Below are 15,054 nucleotides of genomic sequence, written 5' to 3'. Positions count from 1 at the left end.
CGCTATACGGGTCGCGCTCGTAGCACGACCCGAACTCCCGATGGACCTCGCTCGCGTTCGCGCGTTCGACCCGATAACGGTCACCGACCAGCCGCGGGACGCTGGCGTCCTCATCCCGGTCGTCGAGCGCGCCGACGGCGACTACCTCCTGTTCACGAAGCGCAGCGACGAGCTCGGCAAGCACCCCGGCCAGATGAGCTTCCCCGGCGGCGGCCGCGAGCCCGAGGACGAGGACATCGAGGCGACCGCGCTCCGCGAGGCGTTCGAGGAGATCGGGCTCGCGCCCGAGGAGACCGAGGTCGTCGCGCGCATCGATGACATCCGCACCATCACCGAGTACGCGGTGACGCCCGTGGTCGCACGCATCCCCGACCGGACGTACCGGCCGGACGAGCGCGAGGTCGCCGAGGTCGTCGTCGTCGCCGTCGACGACTTGCTGGACCCGGAGAACTACGAGGTCGAGCGCCGCGACCACCCGGAGTACGGCGAGGTCGTCGTCCACTACTTCCACGTCGACGACTACACCATCTGGGGCGCGACCGCGCGCATCCTCGTGCAGTTCCTCGAACTCACGACGGACTGGCGCGCGCCCGACAAGATGGACCGCGAGAACCGGTTGGCGTAGGAACGCGAGACCACAAGAACCGGCTCGCGTAGGCGCCATCCGGAACCGCTCGTGCGGCCGGTGGTCAGAAGACGACGCGTTCGAGCGCGCGCCGGACGAACCCGGGACGGCGCTCCGAGCGCGGGAACACCGTCACCGTCGTGCAGTTCGTCGCGGGGACCGCCGGCCGGTCCTCGAACAGCGCCGCACGGACCCGGTGGTCGGCGCCGCGACGGACGACGACGTCGCCCTGGGGCAGTTGCCCGCCGTCCGGCCGGTACGTCCCGGGCGACACCGACGCGGGGAGCATCGACGATAGCTCGGACTCGTACGCGACGCCGGCGCCCGCGCCGTCCTCGGTCGCCGCCGTCTCGCCGGTCGGCCGCCACAGCGAGAGCCGGGCGTCGTTCGCGACCGCGACCGCGTTCCCGACGGTCACCGCGGTGGGCTCGTACGGGCCGCCCTCGCCGACGACGACGACGTCCGCGGGGCGGTCGTACCCGAGGTTGTCGACGAGCAGGACGTCGCAGCCCGCGTGCCGGACGACCCAGTCGACGGGGTCGCCGAGGAGTCGCGACCGGAGCCGGAGCGGCTCGTGCTCGGCGAGGATCGAGTCCACGCCGCGCTTCGCGGCGAAGTTCACGATGGCGTGCTTCGTGTCGTGACTCACGATCTCGTCGGCCTCCACGTCGACGTCGAGTTCCGCGCCGAGCGCGTCGACGCGCGCCTCGAACGACCGGTCCTCGGTGGACTGGACGGTCGCGTGCTCGGTGAGCGGCGCCTGGTCGGGGATCTCCTGGAACCGGACCGCGACGACGCGACCGTCGTCCTCGCGGACGAGGTCCGCGGCGAGCGAGAGCAGTGCGCGCTCTCGGTCCGCACCGACGGGCTTCGTGAACGCGACGAGGACGTCGCTGGCCTCGCCTTCGGTCGCGGCGACGTCCGTCAGCGCGTGCTCGCCGAGTTGCTGCCGGACCGCCTTCCGCGCCTCGCCCTCGCGGGAGACGCGCGGCCGGACGTACACGAGGTACCAGCCGACGCTCCCGACGACGATGACGACCGCGCCGACGAGCGCTATCGTCCCCATCTGCGTGAGCAGCAGTGCGCCCGTGACCACGCCGAACACCTGCATCCACGGGTACAGCGGCGACTCGAACTCGGGCTCGTACGCGGTCGAGCCGTTCCGGAACGCGAGGACGGCGAGGTTCACGAGCGCGAACACCATGATCTGGAACGCGCTCGCGAGCTTCGCGATCTCGAGGATGGGGACGAACGCGATGAGCGCGAGCAGGACGGCACCCGTGACGGTGATGGACGTGACGGGCGTCCCGAACCGCTCGCTGATGGCTGAGAGCGAGGGCGGCGCGAGCGAGTCGCGACTCATCGCGAACGGGTAGCGCGACGACGAGAGGATACCGGCGTTCGCCGTGGAGACGAGCGCGAGGACGGCCGCGACGACGACCGCGAGCACGCCGACGTTCCCGAGGGTCTGCTCGGCGGCGACCGCGACGGGCGTGAGCGACCCGGCGACGCTCCCCGGGTCGGTGACGCCGACGAGGACGGCGACGATGCCGACGTACAGGAGCGTCGTGAACGCGAGCGACCCGAGGATGCCCAGCGGGATGTTGCGCCCGGGGTTCTCGACCTCCTCGGCGACGCTCGCTACCTTCGTCACGCCCGCGTACGAGACGAACACGAGGCCGGTCGCGGCGAGCAGACCGCCGATACCGTCACCCCAGAAGTTCGCGTAGTTCCCCGCCTGCACGCTCGGCGCGCTCCCGGCGGCGAACCAGCCGAGCGCGGCGAGCATCACGACGACGATGACGGTCTGGAGGCGGCCGGTCTGCTTCGCGCCGACGACGTTCACGAGCACGAGCACTGCCGCGAGCGCGAGCGCCACGGGCTTGAGCGGCAGGTCGAACAGCAGCAGCAGGTACGGGACGCCGCCGACGAGCGCGAGCGCGCCCTTGAACGACAGCGAGAACCACGTCCCGACGCCCGCGATGGTGCCCAGCAGCGGCCCCATGCCGCGCTCGATGTAGATGTACGTGCCGCCGGCTTCCGGCATCGCGGTCGCCATCTCGGACTTCGAGAGCGCCGCCGGGATGACGAGCAGGCCGGCGAGCAGGTACGCGACGATGACGGCCGGCCCGGCTATCTCGAGCGCGAGCGCCGGCAGGATGAAGATGCCGCTCCCGATCATCGCGCCGATACTGATGGCGAGCACCGAGGGGAGCCCGAGGTCGCGTTCGAGGCCCTTCATGCGGTCCTCGCGACGGCGTCCGCGACGGCGGTCGTGACGCAGACGGGTTCGTGGCCCGCCGCGGCCATCGACGTCACTCGCTCCGGGTGGTGAGTCAGGACGACGACGCGCTCGACGTCGAAGTGCGCGCGCACCTGCTGGGCGACGAGCAGGTTGCGGGCGTCGGACCCGGTGGCGACGACGACGGCGTCGGCGTCGGTCAATTCGGCGGTCGAGAGCGTCGCGGCGTCCGCTGGGTCGCCGCGAACGCTACTGCCGTCGGTCGTGACCGCGGCCTCGTCGACGCGAGCGACGACCTGGCCGTCGGTCCGTAGCCGGTCGGCGATGGCGTCCCCGACGTGACCGCCGCCGAGAACGTGGTGGTCTGGATGCGGTTCCTCCTGTCTGACCCCGTTGAACGGGAGCGTGGGTCGTTCGAGTGACATCGTTGCTGTGGTCGCTCCCGAGGGGAACCGCGAGCGCCACCAGTCACTATCGGACGAGAGAGCATAAACCCGCGCATTTTTCTGAAAGACCGAGAATAAAGTCCGTTATAATCCTTATTCCGGAGTTAATTAAGAGCATAATACCAAGTCTTCAATTTCGCTGTGGCGCGACGGTGCGCCTTCGTTTCGTTCCTCGAACGCAGGACTATCCGGGTTACACCCTACGGACCGACCACGAGAACAGGCTGGCGTCGTCGCCTCGCACGCTCGGTCGCGTCGTCGCTTCAGATACTCGTTCGCGGGACGCTCCCGAACGCCGGCGTCCGCACGCACTCGAATCCCCCTCCGCGTCGCACTCCCTCGCGTCTCGTTCCCCCGAATCGCGCTGGCGGTCGCATCGGTCGCCCGATGCCAGGAGCGGGCGGCAGCGACCGTCAGATGGACTGACTCACAGAGACTTCGACCGAAAGCTTCGCGGCCGGGTCAGGTCATCACCCCAGCGACTGCCGGTAGTTCGCCGGTGGTCGGCCCCACCGAGCGCGTCGTCGCGGCCAGGTCCGTGCCGGCGTCGACCCCGTCGAAGGGCGTCGACGACTCGCCTGTCGTCCGTGTCATGCGTTCACATCACTTGCGAGACGAACGGATAAGTTTGGTGGACAAACACCCCACCAGTCCTAGAAGCTCGTTAAACACTAGTCGTGTTGAACGAATACGGTAAACGTACGACCAACCAATCCGGGTTTCTCCGTCTGGAACGGGCGTTCGTCAGTCGAGGCAGTGCGCGACGACGCGGAGCATCCGGTCGCCGTGGACCTCGTCGGCGAACAGCGGCACGCGCTTGACGTCGTGGCCGCGGAAGACGTCCTGGGCGCGAGCGAGCGCGCCCTGCTGGACCGACCACCGCTGCTGGCAGAACTCGCAGTCGTCGAGGTCCGGCGTGACGAACTCGGTCGCGTCCACGTCGTCCGTGACGTCCGCGAGGTCCTCCATCACCTTGTTCACGACGACGGTGTCGTTCGGAATCGAGTAGTCCTCGAGCTGGCGGATGAGCCGCTCGCTCTCGATGACGCTCATCTCCTCGGGGATCATGACGACGCGGAAGTCGGTCTGGGCGGGGTCCTGGAGGACCGCACGGAGCTCCTCGATGCGGTCCGCGAGCTCGCGGAGGTCGCCCATCGCCGCCTCGCTCTCGTCGTCGTCCCCGAACATCCCCATCATGCCGTCCATGAGCCCGCTGAGGCGTTCGCGGAGCGAGAGCATCCGGCCGACCATCGAGTCCATGACCTCCGGGAGTTCGAGCAGGCGGAGCGTGTGTCCAGTCGGTGCGGTGTCGACGACGACGCGCTCGAACCGCGGGTCGTCGATGTACTCCAGGAGCAGTTGCAGTGCCGCCGCCTCGTCCGCGCCCGGCATCGCGCCACCCATCAGCGACCCCATCGGGTCGTCGCCACCGAGCAGTTCGCCGAGACCACCCATCGGGCCGGCGCCGCCGCTCGCGTCCCCGAACGGGCCCCCCGCGTTCGCACCGCCGGCGCCGCCGGTGCCCGCGCCACCTGCGCCCGTCCCGGCGTCGTCACCGAACGGGTCCGACCCGCCGTCGCCGCCCGCGAACCCGAGCGCGTCCACGCCCTCCTCCGCGGCGACCTCCGGGTCTATCTCCGCGCCCCACAGCGGGACGTCCTCGCGGACGCGCCCGGGCTTGGCGGGGACGTCCACGCCGAGCGTGTCCGACAGCGAGTGCGCGGGGTCAGTGGAGACGACGAGCGTCTTCGTGCCGTCGCTCGCGCTCGCGAGCGCCGTCGCCGCCGCCATCGTCGTCTTCCCGACACCGCCCTTCCCGCCGTACAGGACGTACTCGGGCGCGTCCACGCCGTCGAGCGCGACGTCCTCGGTCGTGCGCGTCCCCGGTTCGTTCCCTGCGTCGTCGACGACGTCCACGTCGATGCTCGACGACCCGTCACCGTCCTCGTCCTCGACCTCGTCGACCGGCGAGACGTCGATGTCACTCATACAGGCGGGTTGGCCGCTCGCACTTGTGTACTTCCCGGTCCGGACCGAGCACGGATACCCCTCGAGGGCGTGCAGGCACCCCAAGGCCCTTTAGGTCGGTGGACGCACCCGTGGAACGAATGTCGCGCGTCCCCCGCCGCCGTCTCCTCGCCCGCGCCGCCGCCGGCACCGCCGCCGCCCTGGGCGTTGCCGGAACCACGACCGCCCTCATCGACGACGACCGCACCCCTGCCGAGCAGTTCAACGCCGCCATCGAACCGTGCCCGGGCGACGCCGAGAAAGCCGACCCGTACTTCGTCGTCCGCGGCTCCGGCCCGATGGACGGGATGGTCCTCCAGAGCGACGACGTCGTCGCCATCGGGGACTCCCTCACGGTCTCGCTCGTGAACGAGTCAACCGAATCCAGAACCACTGGCCTACGGTGGAAGCGCGACATCCACCATCGCGTCGGCGACCGCTGGCATACCGTTCTCGGCAACGAGTGGGGTGGTTACGGCGGCCCGCAACCCGGCCACGAACACGCCCCTGGCGAGGGCTTCCGGTGGACGTTCCCGTTCGACCGCGAGGGCATCGAGACGTCGCTCCTCGGCGATAGCGTGCGGGTCTGCGGCCCCGTCGAACCCGGCCGCTACCGCTTCGTCTTCTGGGGTATCAACCCGGTGGACGCCAGCTCGAACGGGGTCGAGCACGACCTCGTCATCGGCACCGAGTTCGACGTCGTCGAGCCACCAGACGCCAGTCGATAGCCGCCCGTGACCGTCGGTGGCGGCCGACAGCAGCCAGTGGCGGTCGGTAGAGGAGGTAAGCGAGTGTTTCGGACCGGCTGGCAGTCTGAGCGGTGGAGCGAAGCGACGTGTGGTCGTCGCTACGTCCGTTGGCGGTACGCGAGCGTTCACCGAGGTTACGGACGATTAACGAAGAGGGTCGAGTGCGTGGGCTCCGAGCAGTCTCGACCATGTCACGAGGAGATTCGGGAACGGACGACGGCGGGTCGCGAACGACCAGCAAACGCGGGGTGTCGAGGCGTCGACTGCTGCAGGTCGCCGGCACGAGCGTCGGAGCAGCGAGCGTCGTCGCGAGTTCCTCCGGGAGCGCGCGACGGGATGCAGCCGGGACGACTGCGCCGACCGCCAGCGACTCGACGGCTCCGCGCTCGCTCGACGTGGACTGTCCGGACGCGACGGTCGAACCGAGCGTCACGCACTACGACCACTCGCTCCACGACGTCTGCAGCGACGGACACCCGGAGACGCGGAAGCTCCAGTATCGCGTTCGGACGGCGCTCGAATCCCAGTATCCGACGGTCGGCGCGCTCATCGACGACGGCTTCGTCCCGTACTTCGACTTCTTCGTCGAGGACGTCGTCTACTCGCACTGGCTGAAGCCCGCGTACGTCGCCGACGACGGTGTCGTCGACCCGTCCCGTCCCGAATCCGTGCTCGTCGACCACGAGTACTGGCGGCCGATGGGCGTGATGTTCGTCGCGACACCCGACGGCGAGCGCCTCGACCCGCCGCCGTCGACGTACGAGACCAGCGACGGTTCGTGCACGCCGTGGCACGCGCACGTCGGCGTCCCCGGCCGGTACGCGTGGGCGAAGTTCCGCGCGGCGGACGGCCTGGCGTTCGAGTGGCCGTGTCGCACGCCCTGGATGCTGCACGTCTGGAGTTACGCCGACGAAGCCGTGTACGGGCACGGCGCGCCAGCCGACCGCGGCGGCGCGCCCGCCGAACCCGCCGGGTTCGAGACCGACGCGGACCCGGAGACGGACCGACTGGCGCCCGAGCACCTCCCGGACGCGCTCCGCGAACGCTGCCGCGAACGCTGGGGCGGCGTCGCGGAGAAGTGGGGCGACACCTGGGCGGACGCCTGGGACGATGCGACCGAGGACGACGACGATGCCGGTGACGACAGCGGCTGGGGCTGGGAGTGGAACGTTGACGACTGGTAGCTCCAACGCCCCTGCGCTCGCGGTGAAACGGGAACCGAACGAACTGCGAGGGGCGTCGACGCCGTCTATCAGTACGCGTCGGCGCCCATCCCGAGCATGGGGGTGTCGGGGCTTCCGGTCCCCTCGAAGCCGGGCGCGGACTGTCGGCCGCGGTCCTCGTGGAGGACGACGAGCCCGCCGCCGATGTCGCTCGCGACCGTGAACCCGCGCTCGGCGACGGCGCCCCAGAACGACGTGTCCTCGGTCCGGTAGCGCATGCGGGTCTCCGGGTTCGTCGGGTCGCTGACGTCGTGGACGGTCACGCCGCCGTCGTACCAGGACGCGTGGACGCGGTTCGCCGTGACGTCGAAGTTGTGGGACGTCCGGAACGCGTCGACGCTCGGCGGCCGGATCTCGCCGACCTGACGCGGGTCGTCGCCGTCCGAGACGTCGAAGATGCGGATGCCGCCGTAGTCCTCGTCCTCGGGGTTCGTCACGACGTTGCCGGGGAACGTCTCGGCCCCGACGTACACGAGGTCGCCGTCAGGGGACGGCTGGACGTAGTGCGCGTTCCCCGGTCGCGTGAGGTAGCCGGCGCCGTCGAACCCGGGGTCGTCCGCGTCGGGGGCGTTCCCGAACTGAGCGAGCAACTCGGGGTCGCTGGGGTCGCTGACGTCGGCGACGACGACGCCCGCGTCCCAGAACGCCTGGTAGAGGACGTCGTCCTGCACGTAGACGTCGTGGCAGGCGGCCTGTCCGCCGAGCGCGAACGCCGGGAAGTCGTCCTTCAGTCGGTACTCGCCGACGACCGCGGCGTCGGTCGGGTCGCTCACGTCGACGATGGTCGTCCGCGACTCGCTGAACGCGGCGTCGCCGGACTCGTTGACCGTGAGGTATGCGTACCCGTCGTCGAGGAAACAGTTGTGGATGTGGTGCCCGACGTCCACGAACGCCAGTTCGGTCGGGTCGGTGGGGTCGCTCACGTCGACGAGCGTGATGCCGGGACCGCCGTTGCTCGCGAGCGCGGCCAGGTCGCCGTCGACCTTCACGTCGAGAATGCCGCCCGCGGGGGCGGACGCGGTCATGCCGCCGACGACCGCCGGTCGGTTCGGGTTGTGCCAGTCGACGACTGCGAGCCCGTCGCCGACGGCGACGTACGCGAGCGTTCCCTGCGTACTGACCTCGAGGGCACCAGGGACGGCCGCTTCGGAGAACAGGCGGAGCGTGTCGTCTCGCCGCCCGTTCCCCGGCGGGTCCGCGGACGCGGTGCTGCCGAGGGCGGTAGCGGCGAGCAATCCGCTCGTTTTGATTGCAGTACGGCGCGTGAGGCGTGCGTGGTCTGTCATGGCGTATTCTGGAGCGTCGATCGAAACACGATGCGGCCACTATCGGTGATGGGTATCGGTATCCGTCCGATGGGTCGACCGCGTCGCTCGTAAGCATTCGGTTGTCATATAAAGCAGCGTGATACGTTCGACGGTTCGTCCGGCTGTGGGCACTTGACGGCCGGGGATGCTCGGGCTCTCAGTTACTCTCCCGCCGCGGCCACGAACGACGTGCGGCCAGCCAGCAGGGACTCAATCGAAGTAGGCGGCGAGCCGGTCGGCCGCTTCCTCGACGCGGGGCGTGACGAGCGCGAACCGGAGCCAGTCGTCGTACGCGGTCCCGAACGCCTCGCCGGGCATCCCGGCGACGCCGGCCTCGTCGACGAGGCGCTCGACGTTCCCCAGGGTTCCCGGGAACCCATCGAAGCGCGCGAGGACGTAGAACGCGCCGTCGGGGACCGTGTACTCGGCGCCCGCGTCGTCGAGGGCGCTCGTGAACGCGTCGACGCGCTCGCGGAGCAACTCGCGGTTCGCCTCGTGGTACGCGGGGTCGGTCTCGCGGAGCGCGCGGTACGCGGCGTGCTGGCCGGGGCGCGTGGTCGCGACGTTCACGAGCATGTGTCGGCTCTTCGCGTCCTCGACGAGGTCGTGCGGGAACACCGCGTACCCGACGCGGAGCCCGGTCGCGGCGAACGTCTTCGAGAACGAGTTCGTCACGACGCGGTGGTCGCTGTCGACGGAGAGCGCGCTCACGAACGACCCCGAGAGGTCGTAGTGGTCGTACACCTCGTCGCTCACCAGGATGGCGTCGTGTGCTTCCGCGATTGCAGCGAGTTCCTCGACGGTCTCGCGCGGATAGACTGCGCCCGTCGGGTTGTTCGGCGAGTTCACGACGATGGCCGCGAGGTCGTCGCTCGCCGCCTCGCGGACGCGCTCGGGGTCGAGCTGGCCGTCTGCTTCCGCGGGCACGAAGGTCTGCTCGCCGCCGAGCATCGTCGTCTTCCCCGGATAGTACGGGTAGACGGGGTCGGTGAGTATCACCTCTCCGCCGGGTTGGCGTTCGAGCGCTCGCGCCATCGCCAGGTAGTTCGCCTCGCCGCCGCCGTTCGTCACGACGACCTGCCCGGGGTCGACGCCGCGCCTGTCCGCGATCTCCTCGCGGAGGTGCGCGAGGCCCTCGCTCGGCGCGTACTGGAACCGGTCAGCGTCGAAGTCCGCGTACTCGCGGAGGCCGTCGCGGAGCGCCTCAGGCGGCTCCCAGTCGGGGTTCCCGCTCACCATGTCCACGACGTCGCGGTCGGCGTCACTCGCGTACGACATGACGTGGAAGAAAAGCGGCGTCTCGTACTCCATACGTCGACTCCGCGCGCCCGCCGCCTGTAGCTTTCGGCGCCAGCAAGCGCCCGCCGCGAGCGCCAGGACCCCTCGTCGCCGTCTCCCGTGGGTCCGCGCTCGCTCGCGGTGCGAGCGTTCAAATCCCTCCCGAGCGAACGCGGACGCATGAACGAGGACGACGATGGAGGGACGGCGTCGGCAGAGTATCCACGGTCCCAGCGCGTCGGCACGGCGTTACGCGAGCGCGACGCGACGGTCGCGGTCGCGGAGTCCTGCACGGGCGGCCTCGTCGGCGCGCGCGTGACCGCGGTTCCGGGGGCGTCCGATTACTTCGAGCAGGGCGTCGTCGCGTACGCGTACGGCGCGAAGGAGCAACGCCTCGGCGTCAGCCGGGAGGCGCTCGACGAGCACGGCGCGGTGAGCGCGCCCGTCGCCCGGGAGATGGCTCAGGGCGTCCGCGACACCGCCGACGCGACGTGGGGCGTCGCCACCACCGGCGTCGCCGGCCCGAGCGGCGGCACCCCCGAGACGCCAGTGGGCACCGTCTACGTCGGCGTCGCGTACGCCGCGCCGTGGGGGAGCGGCGAGTCGTTCGCGACCGCCGACCGCTACCAGTTCGACGGCGACCGCACCACAGTCCGCGAGCGAACCGTCGACGCCGCCCTCGACGCGCTCCTGGACGCCGTCACCGCCACCGAAGACTGACCGATATCCGACCGCGTCGGTCGCAGGCAGCGTCAGACGCACGTCGGACTCCGACGGCACCGAGGACGTACACTTAAGCCACAGTAGTCGACACTCAACGCGTACCGAATGAACAAGAAGGGTCACCTCATCAACGGCGCACTCCTCGGAATCGGACTGCCGTTCATCACCGCGCCACTCGGCGACCAGGCCAGCGTGCAAGCTGACCTCCTCACGCTCGTCATCGAGATCGCGAAGTTCTTCCCACCCATCGTCCTCGGGGCACTGCTCCCCGACATCGACACCGAGTTCGGCAAGCACCGGAAGACGCTTCACAACCTCCCGCTGCTCGCAGTCGCCATCCTGTACGCCAACCAGTTCGGGAACCTCGAGTACGTCTGGATCGGCATCGCCACCCACTACGTCCTCGACGTCCTCGGGAGCAAGCGCGGCATCGCACTGTTCTATCCGCTCTCCTCCAACGAGACCGGTTTCCCCATCGGCGTGAAGACGTCGAGCAAATGGGCGAACCTCATGACCGTCGCCATCACCGCGTTCGAGCTCGCCGTGTTCGCGCTGTTCGCGCTCGTGCTCTTCCCGAACTTCGACTTCCAGCTCTCCGCGGTCGAACAGGCCATCGGCGGCATCCAGTGACGCCGACGCCCGCGACCTCGCCGCCAGCGAGTCAGTAGACCGCTGCGTCGTCGAACCGGCCGTCGTACAGGAGGTGGCGCGGGTGCGTCGGCTCGGTGCCCTGCAGGAAGATGCGGTCGACCTTCTCCCACGTGTTCTCGACGCCGAGGTGCGCGAACTCCGCGGCCTTCCGCGCGCGATGCGAGAGCGACGACCGACGCCCGACGCGCCGCGGCGCGTCCGCGGCGAACGCCGCCACCACTTCGCTCGCGTTCGAGAGCTCGCGGTCGAACGCCGTCCACGCCTCGCCGACGCTCCCCGTGAGGTGCGCGTACGACGACCCGAACGGCGCCACGTCGAAGTCCGCGACGAGGCGCTTCGCGCGGTCGGCCCATCCGCCGACGAGCTTCGGGTTGTACGCCTCCACGGCCGCGATCTGGTCGCTGTACCGCTGTATCTCCTCGTAGCCGAGGCTCACGTTCAGGAATCGCGGGTGCGGGACGAGCACCGTCGCGTTCTGCCGGGCGAACTCCGCCATCGCCGCCTCCAGCGTTATGAAGTCCGGGACCGGGTCGGTGAGGCCGAGCGCGAGCACGTGCCGGCGGTTCCGCCACGTCCCCGTAAAGACCTCGCGAGCCGGGACGACGACGAGGTCGTCGTCGCTGTACCGTCGAGCAGTCTCCCGGATCGTCGGGAGTTGCTCGAAGTGCGGCGCGTAGACGAGCGCGTCCAGCCCGCGGCGCTTCGCGCGCTCGACCACGCCCTCGTCGAGCACCTTCACGTGCGCGTCCACCCGGAACTCGTCGACCCCCATGTTACTCGGTCGAATCCACGCGGCAAGCATAAGCGCGACGAAACCGCGACCGGGGTTCGCCGGAGTTTTTTCAGCGCACGACGAACCGGGAAGTAGATGACATCCGACTCTCCGTCGCCGCTCGGTCTCGCCGCCCTCTGGCTCGCCGCGACCGCGGCGCTGTGCGCGCCGCTCGCGCTCGCCGCGACCGCCCCACCGACGGACGCCATCTCGCTGCCGTTCGAATCGCTCACCACGCCAGCACTTGCCGTCCTCGCCGCAACCGTCGGCGTCGTGACGCTCGCGGTCGTCATCGGCGTCGCACGCGCCGGTACGTCCACCGACCGCTGGGGCAACCGCGTCGCCACGGCCGCTGTCGTCGCCGTCGTTTCCTCCTTCCTCGCCGCCGCCACGCTCACCCCACCCGACCCGCTCACGCAACTGGTCGTTGGCGTCCCACTCGTCGGCGTTGCCCTCCTCGCCGCCCACGCCGCCGTCGCGTTCGGCGTCGACGAACGCGTCCGCGCGCTCACCTGACGACGACGCTCGGACAACCTTCAAGACGACCACCGTCCAAGAGAGCACCAACGAATGGCCTGGGAATGCGGAATCGAAGACTGTGGTGCCGTCTACGACACGCCCGAGGACGCCATCGTCCACCAGACCAACGAGCACGAACGCCGCGAGTGCAAGGTGTGCGGGACCGTCGTCCCCGACGGCTACCTCGCCATCCGGCACGCGTTCAGCGAACACACGCGCGCCGAGTACGTCCGCGCCTACGGCGCCAGCGCACAGGAAGTACGGGACCGCGAGGAGGTCCGCGACGCCATCGAGGCCGAAGCCGACCTGAACGCCGTCGTCGAACGCCTCAACGGCGACGCACACCCGTCGTAGTCATAGCGCCGCCGACCGCGCCTCGCCGCGTCGACGGTCAGAAGAGCTGGTCGCGACGCTCACCGCTCGAAGTCGAACGACGAGAACGCGAACGAACTCCGAGGAAACCGACTACCGTTCTTCGCTGTCGAGCACGCGGATCTGGTCGCCGCGGACCGTGACCGGAATCGGGACCGTCGCCTCGTACAGCTCGACGGTGACCTGGTCCTTGCCCTCGTCGATGCGCTGCACCTGCGCCTTCTCGCCCTTGAACGGCCCCGCGATGAGCTCCACGATGTCGCTCTCCGCGATGCCCTCGACGTCCGGCGTCGGCGAGAGGAAGTGCTCGACCTCGCTGATGTCGGACTCCCCGGGGATGATACCTCGCGCGTGCGGGATCTCCTCGAGCACGCGCTCGATGATACCGGAGTCGTCCGCCTCCACCATCACGTAACTCGTCAGCGAATCCGGCGCGAGCGCCGCGTGGATGTCCTCCATCTCGCGGTTCATGATCATGTCAGCGACCGTTCGTTCCTGGCTCGCCGTGGTCTTGACAGCGTATATCGGCATGCGAGATCACCAGGGAGCGAGTGCGGCACCGGTCGCGGCGTCTTGGATGAACGAGACGACGAGGAAACCCATGAGCTGTGCGATGATGAACCCGAGGATGCCGACGATGACGATGCCGGCGCCCGCGATCTTCGCGATCTGGGAGAACTCGGTGTAGGACGGGGTGCTCGCCAACTTGAGCACGCGAACGTACGACGAGAGCTCCGTCGGTAATTCCATGCGGGTCGGTTCGACGCGCTCGCTTTTCTATCTATTGCATTGCCACGGCGCGGCCGCCCCCACGGGCGGTCCGCGCGCACGAACCCGAATCGACGAAGCCGTCGTGGTCGGCGACCGAGCCGTCGCGCTCGTCACCCGAGCCGTCGCTCCGAGCGCGGTCGTCGAGGAGGAATGGAGTCGTCGACGCGGTCCGTCGAACCGATTACTCGATGAAGTCGATGTCGCTGCCGCCCTGCTGCATCTGCTCGCGTTGCGCCTGGGGCTGCGAGGACACCTGCGTCTCGCCGTCGTCGCCGTTCCCGTAGATCTGCGGGGAGTCGACGCCCGTGACGACGATCATCGTCCGCATCCGGCCTTCGAGGGATTCGTCGACGCTCGTCCCCCAGATGATGCGTGCGTCGGGGTCGATGCGGTCGTATATCTCCTCGACGACGCCCTCGGCCTCTTCGATGCTCATGTCGTTCCCGCCGGTGACGTTCACGAGCGCGCTCGACGCTCCGGAGATGTCGACGTCGAGCAGCGGCGAGCGGAGTGCGGACGTGACGGAGTCCTTGGACTTCGCGTCGGAGTCGGACTCGCCGAGCCCGATCATCGCGACGCCGCCGCGTTCCATGACGGTGCGGACGTCGGCGAAGTCGAGGTTCACGAGGCCGGGCTTCGTGATGAGTTCCGTGATGCCCTTCACGGAACGCATGAGGACCTCGTCGCTGACCTTGAACGCTTGCTTGACGGGGAGCTTCCCGACGGAGTCGAGCAGGCGGTCGTTCGGGACGACGATGACGGTGTCGGAGACGTCACGCAGGCGCTCCAAGCCGGCTTCGGCGTTCGTCCGTCGCACCTCGCCTTCGGCAGTGAACGGCGTCGTGACGATGCTGATCGTGAGCGCGCCCGCTTCGCGAGCGGCCTTCGCGACCACCGGCGCGGAGCCGGTACCGGTGCCGCCGCCGAGCCCGGCGGTGACGAACACCATGTCCGAGCCCTCGATGGACTCGTAGATCTCGCTCTGGGATTCGAGCGCCGCCTCCTCGCCGACCTGCGGGAGCGAACCCGCGCCACGCCCACCGGTCTTGTCCTCGCCCATGAGGATCTTCGTGTCCGCCTCTATCTCGTAGAGGTGCTGGACGTCGGTGTTCGCGGCGACGAGCTTCGCGCCCGTGATGCCCTCCTCGTGGATGCGGTTGATGGTGTTCCCACCGGCCCCACCGCAGCCGACGACGGTGATGTTCGTCTGCAGGTCCTTGAGAACGTCCTCGAGTTGGTCGTCAGTCATCGTCCCCGACTCCCGTGACGGGGTTGGGTCAGGGGCGTCGTCCCCTCCCTGTCGACGCCCGGGGTCCTCCCCGCCTTCGGCCTCGTCTATCGCGTCTTCGACGATCGAATCCATCCTTGA

At 69.4% G+C, this 15,054-nt stretch carries 17 protein-coding genes; 7 read left to right on the top strand and 10 right to left on the bottom strand.

Annotated elements, in window-relative coordinates:
* The first annotated feature begins 40 nt into the window (after positions 1–40).
* Complete coding sequence (locus tag ACZ48X_RS17040) at positions 41–625, top strand: NUDIX hydrolase (protein WP_336349652.1); 585 nt, start codon at positions 41–43, stop codon at positions 623–625.
* Between the two features lie 64 nt (positions 626–689).
* On the opposite strand, the gene ACZ48X_RS17035 is transcribed toward ACZ48X_RS17040, so the two are convergent.
* The 4 genes from ACZ48X_RS17035 to ACZ48X_RS17020 all read right to left on the bottom strand — a co-directional run bounded on the left by ACZ48X_RS17035 (position 690) and on the right by ACZ48X_RS17020 (position 5,302).
* Positions 690–2,867, bottom strand: a complete 2,178-nt coding sequence (locus ACZ48X_RS17035) for an amino acid permease (protein WP_336348565.1) — start codon at positions 2,865–2,867, stop codon at positions 690–692.
* A complete protein-coding gene (locus tag ACZ48X_RS17030) occupies positions 2,864–3,292 on the bottom strand; it encodes an NAD(P)-binding protein (RefSeq protein ID WP_336348566.1) in 429 nt (142 codons plus the stop codon). The genes ACZ48X_RS17035 and ACZ48X_RS17030 overlap by 4 nt, the downstream gene beginning before the upstream one ends.
* Before the next feature lie 483 nt (positions 3,293–3,775).
* The gene (locus ACZ48X_RS17025) at positions 3,776–3,907 is read right to left on the bottom strand and encodes a hypothetical protein (protein ID WP_336348567.1); all 132 of its coding nucleotides are present in this window, start codon (positions 3,905–3,907) and stop codon (positions 3,776–3,778) included.
* Positions 3,908–4,057: 150 nt separating this feature from the next.
* The gene (locus tag ACZ48X_RS17020; RefSeq protein ID WP_336348568.1) at positions 4,058–5,302 is read right to left on the bottom strand and encodes an ArsA family ATPase; all 1,245 of its coding nucleotides are present in this window, start codon (positions 5,300–5,302) and stop codon (positions 4,058–4,060) included.
* Between the two features lie 119 nt (positions 5,303–5,421).
* Between ACZ48X_RS17020 and ACZ48X_RS17015 the strand changes: the two genes are divergently transcribed.
* Both ACZ48X_RS17015 and ACZ48X_RS17010 read left to right on the top strand, forming a co-directional pair.
* Entirely contained in the window at positions 5,422–6,048 is a 627-nt protein-coding gene (locus tag ACZ48X_RS17015; protein ID WP_336348569.1) for a hypothetical protein, read from the top strand.
* A gap of 209 nt (positions 6,049–6,257) precedes the next feature.
* On the top strand, positions 6,258–7,253 hold the full coding sequence (locus ACZ48X_RS17010; RefSeq protein WP_336348570.1) for a hypothetical protein: 996 nt from the start codon (positions 6,258–6,260) through the stop codon (positions 7,251–7,253).
* A 68-nt stretch (positions 7,254–7,321) separates the two neighbouring features.
* Here the strand turns inward: ACZ48X_RS17010 and ACZ48X_RS17005 are convergent, their stop codons facing one another.
* On the bottom strand, positions 7,322–8,578 hold the full coding sequence (locus ACZ48X_RS17005; protein ID WP_336348571.1) for an LVIVD repeat-containing protein: 1,257 nt from the start codon (positions 8,576–8,578) through the stop codon (positions 7,322–7,324).
* 231 nt (positions 8,579–8,809) lie between these two features.
* Positions 8,810–9,910 (bottom strand): pyridoxal phosphate-dependent aminotransferase, encoded by a 1,101-nt coding sequence (locus ACZ48X_RS17000; protein WP_336348572.1) that lies wholly within the window; start codon positions 9,908–9,910, stop codon positions 8,810–8,812.
* Positions 9,911–10,057: 147 nt separating this feature from the next.
* Between ACZ48X_RS17000 and ACZ48X_RS16995 the strand changes: the two genes are divergently transcribed.
* Both ACZ48X_RS16995 and ACZ48X_RS16990 read left to right on the top strand, forming a co-directional pair.
* Entirely contained in the window at positions 10,058–10,597 is a 540-nt protein-coding gene (locus ACZ48X_RS16995) for a CinA family protein (RefSeq protein ID WP_336348573.1), read from the top strand.
* Between the two features lie 108 nt (positions 10,598–10,705).
* Complete coding sequence (locus tag ACZ48X_RS16990) at positions 10,706–11,230, top strand: metal-dependent hydrolase (RefSeq protein WP_336348574.1); 525 nt, start codon at positions 10,706–10,708, stop codon at positions 11,228–11,230.
* Between the two features lie 31 nt (positions 11,231–11,261).
* On the opposite strand, the gene ACZ48X_RS16985 is transcribed toward ACZ48X_RS16990, so the two are convergent.
* On the bottom strand, positions 11,262–12,023 hold the full coding sequence (locus ACZ48X_RS16985) for a PHP-associated domain-containing protein (RefSeq protein ID WP_336348575.1): 762 nt from the start codon (positions 12,021–12,023) through the stop codon (positions 11,262–11,264).
* Positions 12,024–12,119: 96 nt separating this feature from the next.
* Between ACZ48X_RS16985 and ACZ48X_RS16980 the strand changes: the two genes are divergently transcribed.
* Positions 12,120–12,539, top strand: a complete 420-nt coding sequence (locus ACZ48X_RS16980; RefSeq protein WP_336348576.1) for a hypothetical protein — start codon at positions 12,120–12,122, stop codon at positions 12,537–12,539.
* Between the two features lie 54 nt (positions 12,540–12,593).
* Complete coding sequence (locus ACZ48X_RS16975; RefSeq protein WP_336348577.1) at positions 12,594–12,896, top strand: DUF7565 family protein; 303 nt, start codon at positions 12,594–12,596, stop codon at positions 12,894–12,896.
* A gap of 111 nt (positions 12,897–13,007) precedes the next feature.
* Here the strand turns inward: ACZ48X_RS16975 and ACZ48X_RS16970 are convergent, their stop codons facing one another.
* The 3 genes from ACZ48X_RS16970 to ftsZ form a co-directional block, all read right to left on the bottom strand.
* A complete protein-coding gene (locus tag ACZ48X_RS16970; protein ID WP_336348578.1) occupies positions 13,008–13,445 on the bottom strand; it encodes a transcription elongation factor Spt5 in 438 nt (145 codons plus the stop codon).
* Between the two features lie 6 nt (positions 13,446–13,451).
* Positions 13,452–13,664, bottom strand: coding sequence for a protein translocase SEC61 complex subunit gamma (locus ACZ48X_RS16965; protein ID WP_336348579.1), 213 nt, complete (start codon positions 13,662–13,664; stop codon positions 13,452–13,454).
* A 202-nt stretch (positions 13,665–13,866) separates the two neighbouring features.
* Complete coding sequence (gene ftsZ / locus ACZ48X_RS16960; protein WP_336348580.1) at positions 13,867–15,048, bottom strand: cell division protein FtsZ; 1,182 nt, start codon at positions 15,046–15,048, stop codon at positions 13,867–13,869.
* Between the last annotated feature and the right edge of the window lie 6 nt (positions 15,049–15,054).

It is taken from the genome of Halorubellus litoreus, assembly GCF_055378595.1.
Note: the sequence above shows the minus strand (reverse complement) of the source record. Positions and strands in the feature narration are given on the sequence as shown.

What these genes read in the sequence shown, in the direction of transcription:
- ftsZ (WP_336348580.1), bottom strand. Translation starts at nt 15,048, where the DNA reads ATGGATTCGATCGTCGAAGACGCGATAGACGAGGCCGAAGGCGGGGAG.
- ACZ48X_RS16990 (WP_336348574.1), top strand. Translation starts at nt 10,706, where the DNA reads ATGAACAAGAAGGGTCACCTCATCAACGGCGCACTCCTCGGAATCGGA.
- ACZ48X_RS16975 (WP_336348577.1), top strand. Translation starts at nt 12,594, where the DNA reads ATGGCCTGGGAATGCGGAATCGAAGACTGTGGTGCCGTCTACGACACG.
- ACZ48X_RS17035 (WP_336348565.1), bottom strand. Translation starts at nt 2,867, where the DNA reads ATGAAGGGCCTCGAACGCGACCTCGGGCTCCCCTCGGTGCTCGCCATC.
- ACZ48X_RS17000 (WP_336348572.1), bottom strand. Translation starts at nt 9,910, where the DNA reads ATGGAGTACGAGACGCCGCTTTTCTTCCACGTCATGTCGTACGCGAGT.
- ACZ48X_RS17020 (WP_336348568.1), bottom strand. Translation starts at nt 5,302, where the DNA reads ATGAGTGACATCGACGTCTCGCCGGTCGACGAGGTCGAGGACGAGGAC.
- ACZ48X_RS17040 (WP_336349652.1), top strand. Translation starts at nt 41, where the DNA reads ATGGACCTCGCTCGCGTTCGCGCGTTCGACCCGATAACGGTCACCGAC.
- ACZ48X_RS16980 (WP_336348576.1), top strand. Translation starts at nt 12,120, where the DNA reads ATGACATCCGACTCTCCGTCGCCGCTCGGTCTCGCCGCCCTCTGGCTC.
- ACZ48X_RS17005 (WP_336348571.1), bottom strand. Translation starts at nt 8,578, where the DNA reads ATGACAGACCACGCACGCCTCACGCGCCGTACTGCAATCAAAACGAGC.
- ACZ48X_RS16965 (WP_336348579.1), bottom strand. Translation starts at nt 13,664, where the DNA reads ATGGAATTACCGACGGAGCTCTCGTCGTACGTTCGCGTGCTCAAGTTG.
- ACZ48X_RS17030 (WP_336348566.1), bottom strand. Translation starts at nt 3,292, where the DNA reads ATGTCACTCGAACGACCCACGCTCCCGTTCAACGGGGTCAGACAGGAG.
- ACZ48X_RS17010 (WP_336348570.1), top strand. Translation starts at nt 6,258, where the DNA reads ATGTCACGAGGAGATTCGGGAACGGACGACGGCGGGTCGCGAACGACC.
- ACZ48X_RS17015 (WP_336348569.1), top strand. Translation starts at nt 5,422, where the DNA reads ATGTCGCGCGTCCCCCGCCGCCGTCTCCTCGCCCGCGCCGCCGCCGGC.
- ACZ48X_RS16995 (WP_336348573.1), top strand. Translation starts at nt 10,058, where the DNA reads ATGAACGAGGACGACGATGGAGGGACGGCGTCGGCAGAGTATCCACGG.
- ACZ48X_RS16985 (WP_336348575.1), bottom strand. Translation starts at nt 12,023, where the DNA reads ATGGGGGTCGACGAGTTCCGGGTGGACGCGCACGTGAAGGTGCTCGAC.
- ACZ48X_RS16970 (WP_336348578.1), bottom strand. Translation starts at nt 13,445, where the DNA reads ATGCCGATATACGCTGTCAAGACCACGGCGAGCCAGGAACGAACGGTC.
- ACZ48X_RS17025 (WP_336348567.1), bottom strand. Translation starts at nt 3,907, where the DNA reads ATGACACGGACGACAGGCGAGTCGTCGACGCCCTTCGACGGGGTCGAC.